At 65.0% G+C, this 20117-nt stretch carries 14 protein-coding genes and 1 pseudogene; 9 read left to right on the top strand and 6 right to left on the bottom strand.

Annotation, left to right across the window (positions count from 1 at the left end):
- Window positions 1-144: 144 nt before the first annotated feature.
- Both V9G04_19245 and V9G04_19240 read right to left on the bottom strand, forming a co-directional pair.
- A complete protein-coding gene (locus tag V9G04_19245) occupies window positions 145-516 on the bottom strand; it encodes a hypothetical protein (protein ID MEI2715363.1) in 372 nt (123 codons plus the stop codon).
- Between the two features lie 142 nt (window positions 517-658).
- Entirely contained in the window at window positions 659-1843 is a 1185-nt protein-coding gene (locus V9G04_19240) for a hypothetical protein (protein ID MEI2715362.1), read from the bottom strand.
- A gap of 164 nt (window positions 1844-2007) precedes the next feature.
- On the opposite strand from V9G04_19240, the gene V9G04_19235 reads away from it, so the two are divergent.
- Window positions 2008-3759 (top strand): DUF726 domain-containing protein, encoded by a 1752-nt coding sequence (locus tag V9G04_19235; GenBank protein ID MEI2715361.1) that lies wholly within the window; start codon window positions 2008-2010, stop codon window positions 3757-3759.
- Between the two features lie 425 nt (window positions 3760-4184).
- Here V9G04_19235 and V9G04_19230 read toward each other — a convergent pair.
- Window positions 4185-5315 (bottom strand): annotated as a pseudogene (locus V9G04_19230) (IS3 family transposase).
- A gap of 336 nt (window positions 5316-5651) precedes the next feature.
- Here V9G04_19230 and V9G04_19225 point away from each other — a divergent pair.
- Window positions 5652-5918: an FAD-dependent oxidoreductase gene (locus tag V9G04_19225; protein MEI2715360.1), complete on the top strand. Its 267-nt coding sequence runs from the start codon at window positions 5652-5654 to the stop codon at window positions 5916-5918.
- A gap of 65 nt (window positions 5919-5983) precedes the next feature.
- Here V9G04_19225 and V9G04_19220 read toward each other — a convergent pair whose 3' ends face one another.
- On the bottom strand, window positions 5984-6190 hold the full coding sequence (locus tag V9G04_19220; GenBank protein ID MEI2715359.1) for an NAD(P)-binding protein: 207 nt from the start codon (window positions 6188-6190) through the stop codon (window positions 5984-5986).
- Window positions 6191-6740: 550 nt separating this feature from the next.
- Here V9G04_19220 and V9G04_19215 point away from each other — a divergent pair.
- From V9G04_19215 to V9G04_19185, 7 genes are read left to right on the top strand one after another with little or no spacing between them, the layout of a single operon-like run.
- Window positions 6741-7637 (top strand): hypothetical protein, encoded by an 897-nt coding sequence (locus tag V9G04_19215; protein ID MEI2715358.1) that lies wholly within the window; start codon window positions 6741-6743, stop codon window positions 7635-7637.
- A 31-nt stretch (window positions 7638-7668) separates the two neighbouring features.
- Window positions 7669-8196, top strand: a complete 528-nt coding sequence (locus V9G04_19210) for a hypothetical protein (GenBank protein ID MEI2715357.1) — start codon at window positions 7669-7671, stop codon at window positions 8194-8196.
- Window positions 8193-9293 carry a hypothetical protein gene (locus V9G04_19205; protein ID MEI2715356.1) on the top strand — a complete coding sequence of 367 codons (1101 nt, stop codon included), beginning with the start codon at window positions 8193-8195 and terminating at the stop codon, window positions 9291-9293. The genes V9G04_19210 and V9G04_19205 overlap by 4 nt, the downstream gene beginning before the upstream one ends.
- A gap of 4 nt (window positions 9294-9297) precedes the next feature.
- The gene (locus V9G04_19200; protein MEI2715355.1) at window positions 9298-9537 is read left to right on the top strand and encodes a hypothetical protein; all 240 of its coding nucleotides are present in this window, start codon (window positions 9298-9300) and stop codon (window positions 9535-9537) included.
- A gap of 9 nt (window positions 9538-9546) precedes the next feature.
- The gene (locus V9G04_19195; protein ID MEI2715354.1) at window positions 9547-10155 is read left to right on the top strand and encodes a hypothetical protein; all 609 of its coding nucleotides are present in this window, start codon (window positions 9547-9549) and stop codon (window positions 10153-10155) included.
- A gap of 22 nt (window positions 10156-10177) precedes the next feature.
- The gene (locus tag V9G04_19190; protein ID MEI2715353.1) at window positions 10178-14143 is read left to right on the top strand and encodes an AAA family ATPase; all 3966 of its coding nucleotides are present in this window, start codon (window positions 10178-10180) and stop codon (window positions 14141-14143) included.
- A complete protein-coding gene (locus V9G04_19185; protein ID MEI2715352.1) occupies window positions 14136-15569 on the top strand; it encodes a hypothetical protein in 1434 nt (477 codons plus the stop codon). The genes V9G04_19190 and V9G04_19185 overlap by 8 nt, the downstream gene beginning before the upstream one ends.
- Window position 15570: 1 nt before the next feature.
- Here V9G04_19185 and V9G04_19180 read toward each other — a convergent pair whose 3' ends face one another.
- Window positions 15571-18633, bottom strand: a complete 3063-nt coding sequence (locus tag V9G04_19180) for a DUF3427 domain-containing protein (protein MEI2715351.1) — start codon at window positions 18631-18633, stop codon at window positions 15571-15573.
- A gap of 33 nt (window positions 18634-18666) precedes the next feature.
- Window positions 18667-20076, bottom strand: a complete 1410-nt coding sequence (locus V9G04_19175) for a hypothetical protein (protein MEI2715350.1) — start codon at window positions 20074-20076, stop codon at window positions 18667-18669.
- Window positions 20077-20117 lie beyond the last annotated feature (41 nt).

Genomic DNA, 20117 nt, shown 5'->3' with positions numbered 1-20117 from the left:
CGATCCGTCAACGACCCCTGAAATGAGCCTCGGCCCGCCCCCAGGGGCGGACCGATCTACGGACCTTCGTAGCATGCGTGCCGCGTGGTTTGAAGGCGCGAAAGTGCCTTGGGAGGGTGGGGTTTTCGGACTCGTCAGGGTCCGTCACTCGTCGTCATCGAGTGAGCGGTCTGTCGGTCTGAGCCAGGTGAGCTCGGGCGGATCGAAGATGCAGTCGATCCGGTCGTGCGCATGGCCGATAGTGCTCCTTGCGTCCGGCTGCCAGCTCAGCTCCTGGAGTCGCGCGAGCAGTTCGTTGACGAGGACCAGCCCGGTCTCGAATCCGATCTCGCCGACGGCGTCGACCTCCTGCACATAGCGCCACGGGCCGTGGTCGAGGTGCAGCCCGGACAGGTAGAGGCAGGCTTCGGTGCGCTCGTCGAACGTCGACGCGCGACGCCGCAGATGGCGCAGCAGGTCGGTGAGAACGGTGTAGAGCTGGTCGGCGTCGTGCCACCAGGAGGGAGTGTTTGTCATGGGTTCACGCCAGCACGAGGACCCGACTACGGCCCCTCAGCGGGCCCAAATCTGTGGAGAAGTAGCCGTTGGGTGGTCCTGTGGACGCTGATCGCAGTGTTCAGACCCGATCTCTGGGGCGGACCCTGGTTGTACTCCTCGTCTACTCGGCGCCAGTACCCGGCGTCAGCGCGTCTGTACCTTCCTGCACAAGGCTCTGCAGTTCAGTGCCGGAGTACTTCGCGGCGTCGCGGTGTGCGAACCGCGAGAGGACATTCTTCACGAGGACGGCGTCGCCGACAGCCGCGCGCGCGGCAAGGCGCACGGTTTCATCTGAGCCCGCATAGAAGGGTGCGAGCGCTTGCAGCGCGAGGGCGACATCCTCGGCTGTATCGGCTTCCCTGAAGTGCCGTCCCGACTCCCGGAGGAGCAGGCCACCGAACGCGGCGATCACAACGGCGACCGAGGACCGCAGGACGCCGTCTCCGACCGTGAGGTCGAAGTCTTTACGAATCGCCTCGTTGACTATGAACCACCCGATGGCCCCGGCGAACAAGAACGCGGCAACGGCGGCAGCCCGGATCCACTGAGCAGCCTTGCGTTCGCGCTTTCCTCTACTCCGCCAATCCGCCGCGCTCAGATCGCCGGCGGCGTGCTCAGCCAGGGCCTCGGCGGCTCGCCGTGTCGCCGCCAGCGCAGTGACATGTTCGGTTGCTTCGGTATCCCGAGTCTCGTCTGCGGCCTGCCGATCTTGCTTCCACGTCGCGAGCGTGTCGTTCCACGCCTCAGTCATCTTTGACTCCGCTGTTGAACTGACCTCGGCGATCGCCGTTCGCTGGGCCTCAATTTCGTCACCGAGCCTGTCGACCTGGCTGCTGACACGGTTGAGTGCGTCGAGTCGGTCCTGAAGCGCAGTCTCGGTCTCGGCGATCCGAGCCTCGAGTTCATCGAGCCTCGAAGTCCGTGCGTCCACCTCTTTGTCGAGCAAGTCGACGTAGGCGTTCCCGAGGTCCTTCGGCGGCGGCAGCGGCAGCCCGCGAAGCGCGGTCTCAAGCCCACCCAGTGACTGAGGTTGGTTCGGCTGCCGGTTCGACACGTAGTTCCTGAACTGGTTCACGTCCGGCGGGAGCGAGTTCAGCGCGTTGCTGAGGTCATCGAGAGCGCTGAGGTATAGCGCCGGTTGGCGCGCCTGCTTCGTCTTGGCTGCCTCAGCGAGCCACTCGACGACATCCTTGCGCCATTGCTCCAGGCCGGCATCGTCGTACCGGGCAGCCTCGAGCGCCTCCCTCTTGACTTCAAGCGTCTCCCACACCTGGTGCTGCTTGTATCGCTGGCTCCCGGTCGGCATCCCGTTCTCCCTTCGCTCGCATAGCGCATCGTCGCGAGGCTTCTTAGGCGACCAGAGTGTAGGGAGGCCCACCGACAGCGGCGGAGGGCTAGCCTTCTGCTTGGCTCGATTGCCTGCGCAGTGACCACAGATTGCGAGATGTTTGGGTAATGCCAAAGTCCACTGTGTCATTCACCCCCCGCGGTCATGGCGGGATGCTCGTTACCCTGCGCACGGACAAGGGCTGGGAGCTCACCGCCGAGGGAGAACTCGTCGGGGCCCCACCGGTCCTCTCGGGTCGCCAGGCACTCCAGGACAACTTGGTGGTGACAACCAACCTGTGGGCGTACGCCGTGCAGGAGAAGCAGCGCCGACGCACTCAGCACCCGGAGCGCAAGGCAGCCTTCGCCAAGCAAGCCGAACTCCATGGCGAACTCGCCTGTGACGTCGCCGACCTCGTTGATCGCCTGGGCGATGAGGGCCGAGATGGTTGGTGCTCCGGGTGCTTCAGCAAGGTTCACCACCGCAAGGTGGATGGCGGCGGTACCCCCGCGACGTACCTGTGCGATGAGTGTGGAGCGGCCACGCATGTGTGCGCCGCACCGAAGTGCCAGAGCATGGCGACGCGTGGTTTCGGCAAGATCCGTCTACCGCGCTACTGCGCCGAGCATCGGCACGACATCCCCGCGTTCGATCGGGGAGCGGAACGTATCGCGGATCTGACCGAGTACCAGAGCCTGCTGGAGTATGCGAAGCCGAATCTGGCCCGCATCACGAAGCTCGGCGCTTCGGCCCTTGTGGCAGCTGGGGCGATGACGGGAGTCGGGCTCTTCGCGGCGCCGCTGGTCGGCGGCGCGATCGGCACGATGGTCGGCGGCTACTCGGGTGCTGCTGCCACGAGCTACGGGCTCGCACTCCTAGGCGGAGGAGCGGTCGGCAGCAGCACGTTCGCATTCGGCATGGCCGGAGGTACGGCGGTGATAGCCGCAGTCGGCGGCGGGCTGGGCGGCGTGATGGGCATGGGCCTGACCAACGCCTACATCCGTGAAGACAGGTCGTTCTCGATCGAGCAGTTGCAGCACGGCGACGGTGTCCCGGTAATCGTGTGTTCAGGGTTCCTGACCGAAGGAGCTTCGGGCTGGGGAAACTGGGAGCGTCCCGTCACCCAGCGATACCCAGACTCACCGGTCTATCGAGTCCACTGGGGCGCCCAAGACCTCGCAGCCCTGTCGGCCGTTCTCGGTGGTGGTTCCGCGAGGTACGTTGCCGGACAGGTCTTGCGGAAGGGCGCCATGCGCGCCAGCAAGCAAACCGCCATGAGGGCCAGTCCACTCACCGGCGGCCTCATTGCCGTCGACCTGGTCAAGAACCCGTGGCTTCGGGCACGCCAACGGGCCAACAAGACGGGTGCGATCGTGGCCGATCTGCTGGCACGCACCGACATCGATCAGGTCGTGCTCATCGGCCACAGCCTCGGGGCACGCGCCATGATCTGCGCCGCGGAGGCACTCGGCTCGAAGGAGTCGGCGGCCAGGGTGCGAGAGATGCACCTCCTCGGTGCCGCAATTGGTGCGAAGGGCCCCTGGCACCAGTTGGCCAACGCGGTGGACGGCAAGGCATACAACTACCACTCGCGCAACGACAAGACCCTGCGCTTCTTCTACACCGGAAGCTCAGGGTGGCCAGAAGGCAGCCGGGTTCGCTGGCATGGAGACCAAGCAAGCGAGTATCGCGAACCTCGACGTCACCTCACAGGTTCCCGGACACTCCGACTACGCCAAGAGGCTGGACCTGCGGTAGCTCGAGTGTCGGACCCTTCTCCTACGCTCAGTCCCCATCGAGAGGAGGAACGATGCTGCAGAGACCGCTGTTGTTCTTCTCGTCGTATGCGCCGTTGTTCGGCATCCTCGCGATTCGCTTCGAGCGACCGGCACTGATGTACGCGTGCATCGGTCTCGCGATTGCCGGAGTCGCCGCCTTGCTCGGGATCATCTGGTTGCATTCTCGAACCAACGGGCCGGAGATGGTTATCGCCTCAGTGAACAACGCAGGAGGTGAAGCGGCGTCGTATCTCGCCGGATACCTGCTCCCGTTCGTGACGGTCGGTCAACCAAGCTTGCGCGATGTGTTGGCATACGTTGCGTTCATCGTGGTCGCTGGAGTTGTGCACTCCAAGACGAGCGCCATACAAGTCAATCCACTGCTGTTTCTTCTCGGCTGGAAGATCGTTCAGGTATCCACGGACAGTGGTGCGTCCGTCTTCCTAATCACCCGCAAGGCGCATTTCAGCGGCGATAGGGTACGAACGTCGAAGCTCGGCGGCGACGGGGACTGCTGCACGGATCTGGTGACAGTGGTTAGGTCACGCAGCCTGAGTGGCTGGCGTGGTCATGATGGCTTCGTACTCGATGGGGGTCAATCGGCCGAGCCCGTCTTGCCTGCGGCGGCGGTGGTAGGTCCTTTCGATCCAGGTGACGATGGCGATCCGCAGGTCTTCTCGGGTGGCCCAGGTGCGGCGGTTCAGGACGTTCTTCTGGAGCAGCGCGAAGAAGCTCTCCATGGCCGCGTTGTCGCCGGCTGCACCGACGCGGCCCATCGAGCCGACCATGCCGTGGCGGCTGCAGGGCGCGGACGAACTTCCGGCTTCGAAATTGCGAGCCCCTGTCCGTGTGGACCACGCATCCGGCCACGTCACCGCGTCGTGCGACGGCGTTGTTGAGTGCTGCGACCGCGAGCCGGGACTTCATTCTGCGAGTCGATGGAGTAGCCCACGATCCGGTTGGAGAACACGTCCTTGAACGCGCAGACGTAGAGCTTGCCTTCGCTCGGTCCAGTGTTCGGTGATGTCGCCGATCCACAACTCGTTCGCTGCGCGCCGGCCTTGAACTCGTGCCGGGTCACGGCCCTGCTCGTCTGATCACGGCGCACAGGTCGTCGTGGACTGGAGGGCCGGGCTTCTTGCCGTCCTTGCCGCGCTTGCTTCCCGAACGCGCTCCACCAGCCGTTGTTCGAGCAGATGCGCCACGCAGTCCGCGCTGCCATCGCCTGGCCGGCGTCGCGCGGCCTCGTCGAGCAGGTACCGGTAGCCGAACTCAGGGTCATCGACGATGAGCGTCGAACAGGGCGTTGGCGCGGTAGGCCTCGTCGAGTTCGGCGTCGGTGATCGGGTTGGCGAGCCAGCGGTAGTAGGGCTGGCGAGCGATCTTGAGCACCCGGCAAGTCACCGTGACGGGGATTCCGTCAGCGGCAAGGTCACGGACGAGCGGGTAGCATCATTTTCCCGGCAGATGAGCCTGCGAGAAGTAGGCGGCAGCCCGCCGCAGGACTTCTACTTCTTGTTCGAGCGGTCTTGATCCGGCGCTTGGCTTCACGCAGTTCAGCTGACTGCACCGCGGTCGTGCCGGGCCGCTCGCCGTCTTCGATATCGGCCTTCTTCATCCACGAGTACAGCGGTCGTGAAGTGGATCCCGAAGTCCTTCGCGATCTGCTGCAGACGCGACACCTCGGCTCACGGTTCCTCGCGACGCGCACGACGTCGTCACGGAACTCTCTGGGGTAGGGCTTGGACACGGTGAACATCCTTCCAGCCCAACCTCTCGGGCTAGGCCAGATCGGTTGTCACCTATCCGTGCAGCAGACCGGACCGCCGCCGCAGAGGGCATCGATGTAGGTCCTGCACGCTAGGTGACTCCGGACCGTTCGACCCGACCGACCGGCGGTGCAACGTGCACCACCAGCCGAAAATCCCGGTGCGTCGGGTCGTAGTGACGGCTCCCACCCTCCCCGCAAGGTGGTCGGCACAGCCCACACCGACGCGCAGGGAGCCACCATGTCGAAGTCCACCGCAGACCGTTCCGTCGATATCGTGATCGTCGGCGCCGGGTTCGCCGGGCTTGCCGCCGCGCAGCGGCTCGTCGAGCGCGGGCATGACGTCACAATCCTCGAAGGCAGGGACCGCGTCGGCGGACGTTCGCTCACCGGCGAGGTGGGCGGCGTACAGGTCGACCTTGGCGCAACCTGGGTCTCACCGCGCCACACCGCGATCCGTGACCTCGCCACCAGGGCCGGCTGCCGCACCGTCACCCAGTTCAGCTAGGGCCGCAACGTGCTCTGGTTCGGCGGGAAGCGGCGTACGTATAAGGGCACCATCCCTCCCGTCTCCTAGCCGAAGGTGTGCAGATCGGAGTCCGAACGGATGCCGGGATAGCGGAAGAGATCCCACGTGCCGCCGATGGCCTCTCGTCCCTCCAACACGAGCAGTGACTTGCCGGGCAGTTCGCGGCGGAAGGTCGCGGCCGCGCCGATCCCCGAGATGCCCGCACCGATGATGACGACGTCGTACGTCTCCACGTCTGCTGCGTTGGTCATGAGTTCTCCCTACGTTGGGCTGGACGAATGAGTCAACTGTCGCCGCGTGGGGTGACTCGCGGCTAGGACAGTGCGCACCTCGTTGTGGGTGGGCGGGTGCAACGTGCACCTGCCAGGTCTTGCAGCCACGATGATCGATTGACTACCTCGTACGCTGAACCGTGCGCACGTTCCTCAACATCATCTGGCTCGTCTGTGACCGCGGTCGCGCCTAGCGGACCTCTTCGGACGACCGTCCGACCCGGCTCGGTTTGGGCGCTCGTGCCCGTGCGTCTTCGGACGACCGTCCGACCCGGCTCGGTTTGGGCGGTCGTGCCCGTGCCTCTTCGGACGACCGTCCGACCCGGCTCGCGACCGGACTGTTCGGACTCCGTCCGGACTCCGTCCGGACTTGTTCGGATTCACGTTCATCTACCCCGAACGGCTGAGAGGCGTCGGTTCGCGGGGCTTTACTGCACGCGTGCGAACTCTTCTTGGCCGCCCCGGTCACCGTGCCCTCAGAATCGTCGTGGCGGTCTCTTTGCTTGCCAGCCTGTCGGGATGTACCTCGATGAAGACCGGCAGCCGGACATTCTGGGGCATTCCTCTTAGCGCCGACGTGGGTGGTCTCATCGGCTTGATCTTCGGGGGAGCGCTGATCGGTGGCGTGATCGATGTCTGGCGCAGGAGGAGGGCCAAGAAGGAGGAAGAGCTCGCCAGGGCGGAGGCACTACGGGCTGAGGCTGACCGGCTTGATGCCGAGACCAAGGCTGAGAACTACCGCGTCCACATGGAGGCGCTGCAGATCCACGAGTCGTTGACCTCGCGAGAAGTCTTCGATGCCTTGAGCAAGATCCCTACGGACCAGCCCGCAGAGAAGTTCCTCATTGCCACGTATGACCGCGGCCAGAGCCGATATGTGGCGTTCAGTTCCGCCGCCGACCTAGACCCCAAACTCGACTCGTTGGTCACTCGCGCATTGGCCGAGATCGCCGCGCCCTTTCCCCAACTCAAGAGCGCCCAGCAGGAGGTCAAGCGCAAGCAAAACGAGCGGTCGAAGTACTTCGTGGGAGACGTGGGTCCGTTGAGCAAGCACCTCACGATCCACCTGATCGCGCAGCGGTTCACCGCTCAGCACAAGATCAGGACGGTCGCTCAGTTCAAGCAAGAGTTTGGTGCTCTCGTACGCCAGGCAGTGGGTGAGACCGTCGGCAAGGCTTCGTTTGTCGGCGACACCCTGCTGGAGGACCCGTCGACGGGGAGTGCCTCCTATCAGCGGCGCTACGCAGAGCGCGACCGCAAGGTGTTGGACACCTTGGGTGCCATTGAGTTAGACGGCGTCAGGTACCTCGCCGGATGGAAACTCGGCTACGACCGCGAGATTCCGGACATGGGGCGTCTGATGCACCAGGCGTTCATCGAGCACATCCGCACCCTCGATGGCTTCAAGGACATTGTCCGCGCGTGAGGCACACCAACCACTCCCAACTGGAGACCCCATGACCCAACTGCGATCCCCCGAAATCGAACTCTCCGAGGAAGACCTCACCGACGCAGCCGTCATCCTCAACGTCGCGCGACAGTGCTTTGCAGATTCCGAACGCCGCCCCTCGCAGGCACGCAAGCTGCTGCGGATGGTGGTGAGCATCTATTGGGACGGACCGCGCGACACCAAGCAGGGCCGGCGATACTTCCCCGGCTTCGCCGTTTGGTCTCCGGCCGCCCGGGCGCGGGCTGCCGAGGGCAGCAAGGGCCTGATCGGAGAACACGTCATCCCCGTCAAGGTGCTGTCAAAACAGGTCTATGCCCTGGTCTCCAACCCAGACGCCACGCCGGCCGAGATGGCGAGGTTCCTGCGCTCCTCGACGTTCGCGGTCATCACCAAGGAGGAAGACAAACTGCTGAATTCGATGGGGCTGCGCCAGTCGATGCCGCCTGACTGGGTCGAAGGCGGCGAAGTCTGGGCGCGCTACATCATGGCTGGCATCGATCACACCGCCTTCGAGCCGTGGGAGCGCGAGTCATGACGGCCTACGATCCGAGCGACGTCTCCTGGCTGCACGTGGACACGTCGTCGGCGGCGGCTCTCAATCGCGGGATGTTGCAGCTGCTCGATCCGGACACACCGGAGAGCGCGTTGCGGGTGCTCTTTGACGCCTTTGCGGACAGTTCTGTCCACGAGTTCGCGTACTTCCACCCGCAGTCAACGGTGGGACTACGCCGGTACATCCGCGACCACTTCGTGTCCATTGCAGGAGAGTCGGCCTTCAACGACACGTTCCCCGCCCCCGACACTGCGACCGCACAACTGAGTAGCCAGTGGTGGACGACTCGTCACGAGACGCTGCCCGAGGAGATCCGATCGAGCGAGGAGGTGGCCGAGGAGCAAGCTCAGACGGACTCGATGGCCGACTTCGGACTTGAAGCGGCGCTCGGCACCGCGACCAGGGTGATCGACGAGGTCGTGCGCGGTGCTGAAAGTGCTGCAGGGCCTGACGACTGGGAGGCCGAGACCGAAGGCTGGTTCGCCAACTTCATGGATCTCATCCAGGTCTATCCCAAAGCCGAAGTCCGCAACGACATCGACTTGGCCCTCGCGCTCTTCGGGGGAGAGCGCGGGGACGTAGGTGCGTACGGTTGGTTGCGCGGCTTTCTCGACGGGTACATCACTCCCTTCCTGGACTCCGCCCCAGTGAAGGCGACGGTGACCGACTCTGTGGGCTATTTGGCGGGCCACCGCGAAGGCTGGGTTCGTGCCCGCCTTGCCAAGGGCGACACCGCGGAGTTCGAGCGGTGGCTCGACGAAGCGGTGGAGACCCTCACTGAGGGCATGGGCGCTGATGACGCCGAGGAGTCCCTGCACAAGGGCCAAACCGGCTTCGCCTCGATCCGGCGTCTCTTGCGTGATAGCCCGACGCCTCGCTCGCGTGACCTGGTCTTCGCGGCGCTGGCCAAGAAGGGTCTCGCCGAATCGCCGATCAACACGTGGGCGACTCACTACGTCGCGGGCTACACCGGCGAACCGGGTGACCAGGAGGCAGGCGAGTTTGCCGAGGCGGCGTACGCAGCGGGCGTGGAACGTCGCGCAGACCTTGACCGTTTCCGCTGGTGGGTCAGGAAGTGATGCAGTGGAGCAACTGATGCAGATGGCCGCCGCCATCATCGCGCTGATCGGCGGTCTCACCCTCTTCCGGGCGCTCTTCACGCCTAAGCGGTTCAGAGCCAAGCGGCCGTTCCTCTTCCTGGCGGGAGGGGGATGCCTGGCGTTGTCGGTGTTCCTTTATGGCGCCGCAGAAGAGCACGCACCCGACCCCAAGGTCGACACAGGGGCCGCCGCGACCGCGCAAGTGCTCAACGCCGGCGACTGAGGCGGGACGATGGAACGGGCAGCAGCGTTCGCCAAGTGGAGCCGAGACTCCAACTCTGGGTCGATTGATTGGAGTCCGCGCGAGCTGAAGGACTTCTATGCCAGCGCTCACCGGGCCGCGCGGCGCGACCCGCTCGCCTCGCAGACTCGCCACATCGACGGCACCTGCCCCGCGCACGCGTACGCCATCTGCGAGTGCGACGACTGCGGTGGCCGGGTCCGTCACAAGCGCGTTCCCAAGGCCCAAGAGCAGACCAAGACCGCTGCGGAGTTGGAGGCCGAGCGCCAAGCCGATCTGGCGGCCCTGGAGGCGTCGCTCCAAGCGGAGCGGCAGGCTGAGTTTGCCGGATATGCCAAGGAGTACGACGAGGTTGCTCCCACCGAGGTGGTGGCGAAGTCGACCCAGAAGTCGACGCCGAAGGTAGCCCAGAAGATAGCCCAGCAGGTCGTCACACCGCTGACTGCGCCGACCAAGAAGGCCGCTCCCATCGGCCAGCAAGCGAAAGCGCCACTCAAGGCTGCGGCTATCAAGGCGTCTGCGCTCAAGAAGTCCAAAACCAAGGCCATGTCGCAGAAGCAGGCGAAGCCTGCCCCACTGCCAACACGTCGACCGCAGTAATGGACCGAAGGTGCGAACTGACGTGACATCCCAACTCTGGGTCTCATCCCAGCCGCTCGCCGTCGTCCGGGCTGACGAATTTCTCGATGCGAGTTCCTGGCTGGATTCGATGCGTCCGTCAGATGCGTCCACGGCGGCCAGCGGCTGCCTGCTGGTCGTCGAGGCGTCCGGGGTCCTGATGGCAGTCACGGACGGCGACCTCCTGGCGTTCACCCGTATCGGGATGCCGTCGGGCACCGAGAACGCGTTGGCGCTGGTGCCGGGGACGTTGGCACAAAGCATCACCGAAATGCTCTCGCCAGCGCCTGACGATCAGGTGGAGTTCGCGCTCACGGCCGATGGCGGCAAAGTCTTGGCGCGGCTGGTCTCCGCCCCCGAGAGTTCGGTCGTCCAAGGCGTGTGGGATGCCCAGGCGCACATCGATCTCTATAACGAACTCGTCGCGGGAGCGGCCGTCGCGAGCATCGTGCGCATCAGTGATTCCAGGGTGCTCCACAGTGCAGTCGCAACGGAGGCGGGATCCCCGCGCGTTGTCGTGGCCGCGACGCCGTCGGGCCTGATCTTTGTCGGTTCCAAACCGCACAAGATCCAGGGCAAGCCCGAGGGTGCACTCTTCCGCGTCGAGGTCAGCGCGTCGCACTTCCAGTGTGCGGCGAACTCCCTCTGCGGCAATGGAGGCCGCACCTCCACAGGCATCGCCGTCAGCTTCTCGCCCACCAACTCCGTGCTCGAGTTGAAACCCTGGTCGTCGAGCTCGGGCGACCGCGACGACGCAGCCGTACTGCTCCGCACTGGAGCCGTGCTGGGATGGCAAGCGCCCGCAGCACCGGCGCCGCAGGCAGCCGAGTTGGTAGCGCCGAAGCCAGCAGAAGACGTGGACGCGATCTTCGCCGAAATCGATGCGTTGCCGGGGCTGGCCGACGTCAAACAACACGCGCATCGCGTACGCCAATTGGTGCGGGCCAACGAGGTGCGCACCGGCCGGGGATTGCGCGCAACGCCCGTCGTGTCACCACTGCTTTTTGCCGGCCAACCCGGCACTGGCAAGTCGCACGCGGCTCGCGTACTAGCTCGTCTCTACCGAGCACTTGGCGTGCTGGGGACCGACAACGTGATCGAGGTCAACCGCACGAGCCTGCTCGACAACTACATCAACCAAGGCCAGGGGCTGAGCGCGCGCGAGCTGATCGACACTGCCGTCGACGGCGTCCTCTTCATCGATGACGCCTATGCCCTGACCAAGGAAGAGGACAACGACGCCATCCAATCCGTGGTGCAGTCCGTCTTGGATGCGGTGGCCGAGCGGGGTGGAGAATTCCTGTGCATCGTCTCGGGCACCGATGACGAGATGGAGAAGTTCCTCGACTCCAAGACCGAGTTGCGATCGACATTTCGACAATCCCTCAGCTTCCCGGCGTACGAGCCCGACGAACTCGTCGCTGTTGCCAAACAGCTTGTGGTCGAGACCGATAACTACTTCCTCGATGACGCGCTGGACGAACTCGCCAGCCGACTTCACGAACACCGCAACACCGGCGGCTTCGGTATCAAGGGCTGGGAAAGTGCTCGTACGATCCACCACATCATCGAGGCGGCGATCGCCGAGCGTGACATTCGGATCTCCGCGGCCGAAGACATCCCCGACGACGACGCGATCGTGACCATCACCCGAGCCGACGCGGCCAAAGCCCTTGCAGATCTGCGGATCGGTCGCGCAGGCACGCGGGTCGAGAGTGCGGAAGACGTGCTTGCCGAACTCGACGCGCTGGTGGGACAACCCCAACTCAAGCAGCAGATTCGCAGCATTCAGGCGCGAATCAAGACCAATCAAGCACGTGAATCCGCCGGGCAACCCGTTGATGACGAGAACAAGATCAACCTGGTCTTTGCCGGGCCGCCCGGCACGGGCAAGACAACTGTCGCCCGGCTGATCGCGCGGCTCTATCGGGCCCTGGGAGTCTTGCCCTCCGACGAGATCGTCGAGGTGGGCCATGACGCCCTCAAGGCGGGCTTCAAGGGGCAGTCCGAGACCAAGACGAGCGCGGTCTTTGACCGAGCCGAGGGCGGCACGCTCTTCATCGATGAGGCCTACCAACTTACCGGCAACGATGGCCGTGACGAGTTCGGGCTGGATGCCGTGGCGGTGATGATTCGGCGAATGGACCGTCCGGGCAGTCGCGCGGTGATCATCGCCGGCTACCCCGACGAGTTGGACATCTTTCTCGGCTCCAACCCGGGGCTTGAACGCAGATTCCCTCCGCATCTGCGGATTTCCTTCTCTCCCTACACGGCGGGTGAGTTGCTGGAGATCGGCCAGCTGATGTTGCGCACGCACCAAAACACCCTGACCCCCGATGCCCACTCCGAACTGAGAGACCGGCTCGAAGCGGCAGAAGAGGCAGGATTGTTCGGCGAGAAGGGTTGGGGCAACGCCGGGGCCATTGACACCCTCATGAAGGCTGCGCGTGCGGCTCGCGATCTGCGCATCTCGACGTCAGAGATGACGATAGAGGCGCTGAAGACCGTGACCAAGCAGGACGTTTCTGCTGCGTGCGACGCGCACGCTCTGCCGCAAAGCAAGGGCATCAAGTCGCAGGCGGACGATCTCGATGCGGTGCTGGCTGAACTCGACTCGCTGATCGGCCAACCACAAGTGAAGAGCCAGGTCATCGAAATCCTGGCGGCGGCTCAAGCGGCCAATCGCCGCTTCGAGCGCGGTCTCGACTCCGCGCCACCGAAGTTGACTCATCTTGAGTTCGTCGGGCCGCCGGGCACCGGCAAGACCACGGTTGCGCGCCTCATCGGCCGGCTCTACGCGGCTGCGGGGCTGCTGTCGCCGGGTGGGTTCGTCGAGGTAGATCGCAGCGATCTGGTGGCGCAACACGTCGGTCAGACGGCACCTCTTACGGGTTCTGTAATCGACCGTGCCCTGGGTGGTGTCTTGTTCATTGACGAGGCGTACTCCCTCGCGCGTGGCGGGCCGCAAGACTTCGGCCTGGAAGCGATCGACACACTCGTCAAGCGGCTGACAGATGACGAGGGCGAGTTCTTGACCATCATCGCCGGTTACCCGGACGAGATTGCCGAGTTCCTGGCATCCAACTCGGGCCTGGAGAGCCGGTTCGGCAAGACGATCGAGTTCGGCGCCTATAGCGCTGCCGAGCTCACGCAGATAGCGGTTCACCATGCGCAGCGGTCGGGGCAGAGTCTTGCGCCCGGATGTCTGCCAGTCCTGGCGACTCGGCTCGCGGCCGCCGAGGAGATCGGAATGTTTGAGCGCGAGACCTGGGGCAACGCGCGCTCCATCATCGCCGTGGTCGACTCCGCCATTCAGATCCGCGACACCCGGATCTATGACAAAGAGGTCACCGACGCAGACCTCATCACCTTGAGGTTGCCAGACGTCGTAGCCGCGTGTGACAGGGCAGGCTTGCCGAAGGTGGACGGCAAGGTGGCCACCGATCCAGCCGTCTCCCCAGACACGCCAGTTGGCAGGCAACCGCAGGCCACCCCCGAGCCAGCCTCCGTCGAGCCAGCCCCCATCGCGCCCGTGCGACCTCCGATCGAGGCGCCACTTGAGCTGACGCCGGATGACCGAGTGACAGCGCGTGCGGCCATCTCGGCGTACGTCGGCGAAGCCGTCCGGTCACTTGCTCCTGGCGCCGCTCCCGGCACAGGAGTGCCTCCCGGTCCAGCGCTCGCCGCGTTGGGGGTGGCCGAGGTCTATTGGCAAGGAGGTTCCGGCATGGGATTCCAGATGCGGAGCGCGGTGGGCAGCAAGGACGACCCGTTCTACTACTTCGCAGGAGGAAGCAGCGGACGCTTGCCAGATCTCTTCTGGCATTCACCCGGAGGCAAGGGCGCAAAGGTGCGCGACCTGTCGACCGCAACGCCACATCGCACACTGGCTGGGTGGCAGGAGTCTGACGACTCGCTTGCCGAATATATCGTCAGGGCCATCAAGAACGACCGGAGCACACATGGCTAAAGCCAGCATCCCGATGAAGATCCTGGTGGCTTTCCTGACTCTGGTGGTCGTCATGTATTGGGCTGAGGCTCCGGTGGGGGGCGCGGGCGTGGTCGTGTGTTTCGCCGTCTATCGCGTCCTGGGTGCGAGGCCGGCGAAACGCTGGGTGAGCTGGTGCTTCCTGGTCCTGATCACACTGATCGCGATCATGAATTGGTCCTTGCTCACGCGCAATCTGATCTTCATGCCTTTCCAACTCGCCTGGGTCGCCGCGATGACGTTGGTCTTCTTCCAGGGCAAGTGGAGCCTGCGCACCGGGTTCAAGAGCCTGTCTGCTGCGAACGCGGCACGCCAGGCCAAGCAGAAGCAGGTCGCCGACGCCCGTGTTGCCGAGCAACGCCACGCGGCCAAGATCCATCGCGAGCAACGGTGGCGCGAGGTCGCGGTCGGCCCGGGCCAACAAACGGGCCTCGAGCCTGACGCCCTGGCCGACCAGCCCATTGCGACCGATCCCAATGTGTGGGGTGCACCCGGACTGTCGCTGGGCAATGCGCAAGACCAGGCAGCCAAGCGTGTGCGGGAGGGACAGCAGCACTTTGCGCGGGCTCTGAGCGCTCGCGGCATTCATGCCAAACACGCAGTGTTTTGGAATGTTCAACTGCCACAGGAGGGTGCCGTCGGCGCCAGTTTGAACGCCGTAGGAGGCGTCGACTGTGTGGTGTTGACCGGTCGATCGCTATGGCTCATCGATGTCAAGAACTTTGCGCAAGGCGGCGTGAGGTGGCTCACCGACGGTGATCAGCTGGTCGCCGTCGACCTCACTGATGGTGGTCAAGTGGGAGAAGCGCGCCTGATGGGCAAGAGCCTTTCGGTGGCGCGAGACAGGTGGGTCGCGAAACTGGACGGGATGGGCATCCGGGCCAAGGTGCATGCCGAGGTGACGATGCTGCCGCGCCACAACGGTCTCGGCGACATTCCGCAGTTGTCGTGGACCGGCAACGTTCCCATCAGCGGTGTGGGAAGTCTGCTGGATCGGCTGGCCCGCGAATCCGCGTTCGATCCCGATGCTCGTCACATGGACCTCATCGTCCAGATGCTCGCGGCGCTCGTGATGACGTCGGCAGGACATGCGCCCCGGCCAGGCGAGAGACGGCGAGCCGGGCCACCATGCAGCAACTGCAAGCGCGAACTCTCCCGGGATTCGATAACTGCCGGCTTCTGCGTCGAGTGCACCTCCCCGATCGCCCCGGCCGGTGGACCCGCCCTCGGCGGAGGCGGATCCGGGGCCGGCGGACTCTCAGGTGTGGTGCCTCCAACGCCCGCGTCGCCCGCGCCAGCCCCGGCAGCCAAGCCGTGCGCGAATCCTGACTGCCGCCACACGCCGTCGGACGAAGAGATCTCCCAGGGCTACTGCTTCGAGTGCGCAACGCCCTTGGCGGGTGCCTGACTCACGTCGCGACCACCTTCGCGGCAGTGAAGAAGTCGATCGGCATCGGCGTCTCCAGCCGCCACGTGATCGCGATCGGCCGCTCGCCCGAATGCGAGACGTACGACGCCGGTCCGAGGAAGAGGTAGGGCGCGCCGGAGCCGTACTCATCCGACGACGTCTGACGACAGAACAGCAGCACCGTGCTCGCCCCGCTCAGATAGCGCTGTCCGGTGGGCGACGCAAGAGACGTACGACTCTGCGACTCCCAGTGAAACAGCGTCGGGCTGATCGGATAGTCGCGATACATCGTCGTCGGCGAGAAGGCGGCCTCCGACTTGTGCAATTGAATGAAGAACGCGTCGACGTTGAGATCGGGCACCCACAGCACCCCCTCGCGGAAGTTCACCGGCGGTTTCGCCACCGACGCGTCCCCCAGCGCCGCCAGCACCTCCTCACGTCGATAGCGGCCATGCACCGCAAGAGGAACGTCGAGCGACAAGGGAGACGTCGCTCGCCGCGCCGAGGAGAAGCCGAGGTCCACCAACGTCGACAGTTCTTCGGCGGCGGGACGCTCTGCCCGCAACGCCGCCAGCCCCTCCTCCACACTGGCAAACCCGCCACCACCCGGCCACAGCGAGAAGAACAACATCGCGGCCAGTTGCTGCTCCAGCCTAGATTCCGCGTCCAGTCCCGAAAGCAGCCGTGAGTACGCAGCGGCGCGCACCGCGTCGTCCACATGTACGAGCGACCGCCCCCGTTTGAGCAGCGCTCCCTCCAGGGGTCCGGCCGGCCGCGACTCGAACCCAGCCTCGCGCCGCAGCCGCGTCCACGACCGATCCCCGCGTACGACATCGGGCAGCATCGCACCCGACTCGATGAGATACCCGCGCAGATCAACATCCCCGATCGAGCGCAGTTCGAAGAGCAGATCGCTCCACCGCCCACCCACCTGCGACTTCAGGTTGGCCAACACCGCCGCCTGGGTCGATTTGTCCATCACGATCTGGCAGCCGCTGGGCAGGAACGGGAAGTCCTCATCCACCGCGGCACCCAGCCGCGACCGCGAGAGTCCCGTCAAGGCGGTGAGCTTGAGATCCCAACGAAACCGCTTGTGCTGGTGGCCGACGAAGTCGAGCACGGTCAGCACCGCCTTGTCGGCCGTACGCCTCAACCCGCGGCCAAGTTGCTGCAAGAAGATCGTCGCGCTCTCGGTGGGCCGCAAGAACAGCACCGTGTCGACGCTCGGGATATCGACGCCCTCGTTGAAGAGATCGACCACGAAGAGCGCGTTGACCGTGCCATCCCGCAACGCGGCGAGCGCCTCCAGCCGCTCCGCGCCACTGCTGCGAGACGTCAGCGCCAGCGACGCGATGCCCGCCGCGTTGAACGCAGCAGCCATATAGACCGCGTGGTCGATGCTTACGCAGAAGCCCAGCGCCCGCATCGATCCCGGGTCGAGCACCTTCTCCTGGAGTTGCTTCAACACGATCCGCGTACGCGCGTCGTTGCCGGTAAAGAGCCGGCTCAGCTCGGCATCGTCATAACGCCCGCGCTTCCACGCCACCTGCGAAAGGTCGGTGTTGTCCGCGATCCCGAAATAGTGGAACGGGCACAACAACTCGGCGCCCAGGGCATCCCACAACCGCAACTCGGTCGCCGTACGCCCGTCGAAGAACGCGTCGCGCACATTGACCCCGTCGGCACGCTCGGGGGTGGCCGTCAGACCCAGCAGCTCACGCGGGGACAGGCGGTCGAGCAGCGCCCGGTAGGTGGCCGCCGCAGCGTGGTGGAACTCGTCGATCACCACGAGGTCGAAGGCATCGGCCGGCAGCTGCGAGACGCCGTACGACGTCAACGACTGCACGCTCGCGAAGACGTGGCGCCACTGCGTGGGGAACTCGCCATCGACATAGAGCTCGCCGAAGTTCGCGTCGCTCAACACCTCACGATAGGTGCGTAGCGACTGGGTCAGGATCTCCTTGCGGTGCGCGACGAAGAGCAGCGACGGCTTGCGCGCCGGGTCGGTGATCAGCCGCCGATAGTCCAGCGCGGCTACCACGGTCTTGCCCGTCCCGGTGGCTGCCACGACGAGGTTGCGGTGCCGATCGTGGACGACTCGTTCGGCCTCGATCTCGTCGAGCATCTCCTGCTGATAGGGGTACGGAGTGACGTCCAGCCCCGACAGCGACAGCGTGATCCGATCGCGACTGATCCGGCCGCCGGCCTCGGCCAGCGCGTGGTCGAGCCGGGCCGCGTCTTCACGAGGTCGGTAGACCTCGAACGCCGAGTCGTGCCAATAGGTGTCGAAGGTGGCATTGAACTTCTCCAGCAGCGTCGGGGTGGCGACCCGCGACAGGCGTACGTTCCACTCGACCCCCTCCAGCATCGCGGTGTGCGTGAGGTTGGACGAGCCGACGTACGCCGTGTCGAAACCGGTTGCCCGGTGAAACATCCACGCCTTCGCATGTAGCCGGGTGCGCTGGGCGTCGTACTGCACCTTGACCTCGGCGTCGTACTCCCGCACCAGATGGTCGAGTGCGCGTCGCTCGGTCGAGCCGGTGTAGGTCGTCGTGATCACCCGCAGCCGACCGGCGCGTTCGCGCAGCCGTCGCAGCTCCGGATCGAGCAACCGCAGCCCCGCCCAACGTACGAACGCACACAGCAGATCGACGTGATCAGACGTGTCGACCTCGGTCCGCAGCTCGGGACCCAGGGAGGGTTCGGAGATGGCGTTCGTCAGCAGCGCGGCATCGGATAGCGGCGTGCGCGGGCGTACGTCGGGGAAGGTGAGCACACCTGGGCCTGGCTCTGGTGCGATGCGGAGCAGTTGGGCGGGGGGTGCACTGACCTCCGCGTCAGCGAGAGTCACGAGCAGTTGGTTGGCGAGCGCGAGCGCGTCCTCTGCACTGCCGGAAGCAAACGCGCGCCGAGCGTTCTCGGCGACGTGGCGCGCGAGGACGTACGGCAGGTCGGCCGCGTCGACGCCACCCAACTGCGCGCCGGTGACCAGTTCGAGTCGCTGCGCGAGCTCGGTCGTGATCAGCGCCTCGTGCAGACCGGGTGCGAGCCCCTCGTCAGACATGGGGGACAGCTTGGCCTATCAACCGACTCAGGGTCAGTCGAACAGCAAGTCGCCATCCTCTTCAGCCTGGCGCAGCTCGGAGGCTTCTCTGCCCAAGGTGCTGGCGATCTCGCCGTCGGTGGCTTGGAAGTTCAAGGACGCCTTGATCAACTTTGTCGCGGCTTCCCCCAACTCCTCGGCGGTGTTCCTGGTCAGCACGACGACGTCGGCAGCCAGATCGTTGAAGGCGCTGTACGGCCCGGTGGTGCCGAGCCCAATGCCAGCCGGCCGGTTCCACTCGCCGCTGCCCTGATCAGCATTCGACACATAACTCTTCGCCTCATGGACGACCTCCGACACCAGTTCACAGGTGGCGGCAAGGCGCTGCATGTCATCGTGGTTTTGCTGGATCGTCCCAGGGCCTCCCACGGTCTCGTTAGTGCCGCCGCCCCCTGGGTAGTTCGGGCGGGCGATGTCGAAGGCTCCCGGCATGGAACGCACCGCCTCGTGTGCGTTCTTCAGCGCCGTCTCGATCGCAGTCTCGTCATCGAGGGGAGTCTCCAGAATCTTGGTCTTTCCGTCGGACATCGACTGGAGAACCGCGTCGACATTGCCTCCGCCGAACGTCACAGTCTTCTTCGCAGGTGGATCCGGCCAAAGATCTGAGATCAGACCCGAGATCGCTCCAGCTGTGGCGAGCGCGGCGGCGCCAGGGCCGGTCGACAAGCTGGCGATGCTGAGGAGGGCTCCTCCGACTGCGAACGGCGCGCCCGTGCCTGTGCTGGTCTGATTCTCGCCGGCGAGAGTCTCGAGTGAATACAGGGCTTCGTCGGCGAACTTCGCGATGTCTTCGCGAAGCTTCTGGAAGACCGCGACCTGTCCAGCCGCCGCCATGCCCAAGGTTGCCGCGAGCGCGGCCTGACCGTCGAGGATGGCGCCGAGGCGGTCGGCGTACCTCTGTCGAAACGCGTCGATGGTTTGTGACGAAAGGCGATAGCAATAGCCGTGGACGGCGTTGACCCGCTGCGAGAGTTGCGGGTTGTTGAGGGAGAGAGCAGAGCCGCCGCCGGGCGTGAGCGCGGTCGTCGCACCGCGTGGTGTCAACATCTCGGCTGCCGACATCGCACGGGTCTCCTCGAAATAGAGACTGGTTCCGGTCGGGACGCCCTTGAGATCTTTGAAGATGTCGTCGACCTGACCGCGGATCGAGTCGAAAGCCGCACGCCACTGTGCGTCCAAGTGGTTGACCAGGAAGTCGGGCAGTCCACTGATCGAGGCGTCTCCACCACCCTCGCCGTCCGAACCCGGACGCGAGCAATACTGTGTGGAGCCCCTGGCGGAGCCCCGGTATCGATAACGGTCGCCGTCGATCTCGTAGTAGTTGGACTCGTCGGTCATATAGCAGTCGATCGCCGCACGTTTGATCTTGCCGATCATCGAGCTGGCTCCCGAGTAGTCGCTCACTTCACGCCTCATTCCCCACGTCTAAGTTGATCGGGCGATAC

The organism is Nocardioides sp., from assembly GCA_037045645.1.
In the GTDB taxonomy this organism is placed as follows: domain Bacteria; phylum Actinomycetota; class Actinomycetes; order Propionibacteriales; family Nocardioidaceae; genus Nocardioides.
This window is presented reverse-complemented; position numbering and strand designations above follow the sequence as displayed.

What these genes read in the sequence shown, in the direction of transcription:
- V9G04_19245 (MEI2715363.1), bottom strand. Translation starts at nt 516, where the DNA reads ATGACAAACACTCCCTCCTGGTGGCACGACGCCGACCAGCTCTACACC.
- V9G04_19240 (MEI2715362.1), bottom strand. Translation starts at nt 1,843, where the DNA reads ATGCCGACCGGGAGCCAGCGATACAAGCAGCACCAGGTGTGGGAGACG.
- V9G04_19225 (MEI2715360.1), top strand. Translation starts at nt 5,652, where the DNA reads ATGTCGAAGTCCACCGCAGACCGTTCCGTCGATATCGTGATCGTCGGC.
- V9G04_19220 (MEI2715359.1), bottom strand. Translation starts at nt 6,190, where the DNA reads ATGACCAACGCAGCAGACGTGGAGACGTACGACGTCGTCATCATCGGT.
- V9G04_19215 (MEI2715358.1), top strand. Translation starts at nt 6,741, where the DNA reads ATGAAGACCGGCAGCCGGACATTCTGGGGCATTCCTCTTAGCGCCGAC.
- V9G04_19210 (MEI2715357.1), top strand. Translation starts at nt 7,669, where the DNA reads ATGACCCAACTGCGATCCCCCGAAATCGAACTCTCCGAGGAAGACCTC.
- V9G04_19205 (MEI2715356.1), top strand. Translation starts at nt 8,193, where the DNA reads ATGACGGCCTACGATCCGAGCGACGTCTCCTGGCTGCACGTGGACACG.
- V9G04_19195 (MEI2715354.1), top strand. Translation starts at nt 9,547, where the DNA reads ATGGAACGGGCAGCAGCGTTCGCCAAGTGGAGCCGAGACTCCAACTCT.
- V9G04_19185 (MEI2715352.1), top strand. Translation starts at nt 14,136, where the DNA reads ATGGCTAAAGCCAGCATCCCGATGAAGATCCTGGTGGCTTTCCTGACT.
- V9G04_19180 (MEI2715351.1), bottom strand. Translation starts at nt 18,633, where the DNA reads ATGTCTGACGAGGGGCTCGCACCCGGTCTGCACGAGGCGCTGATCACG.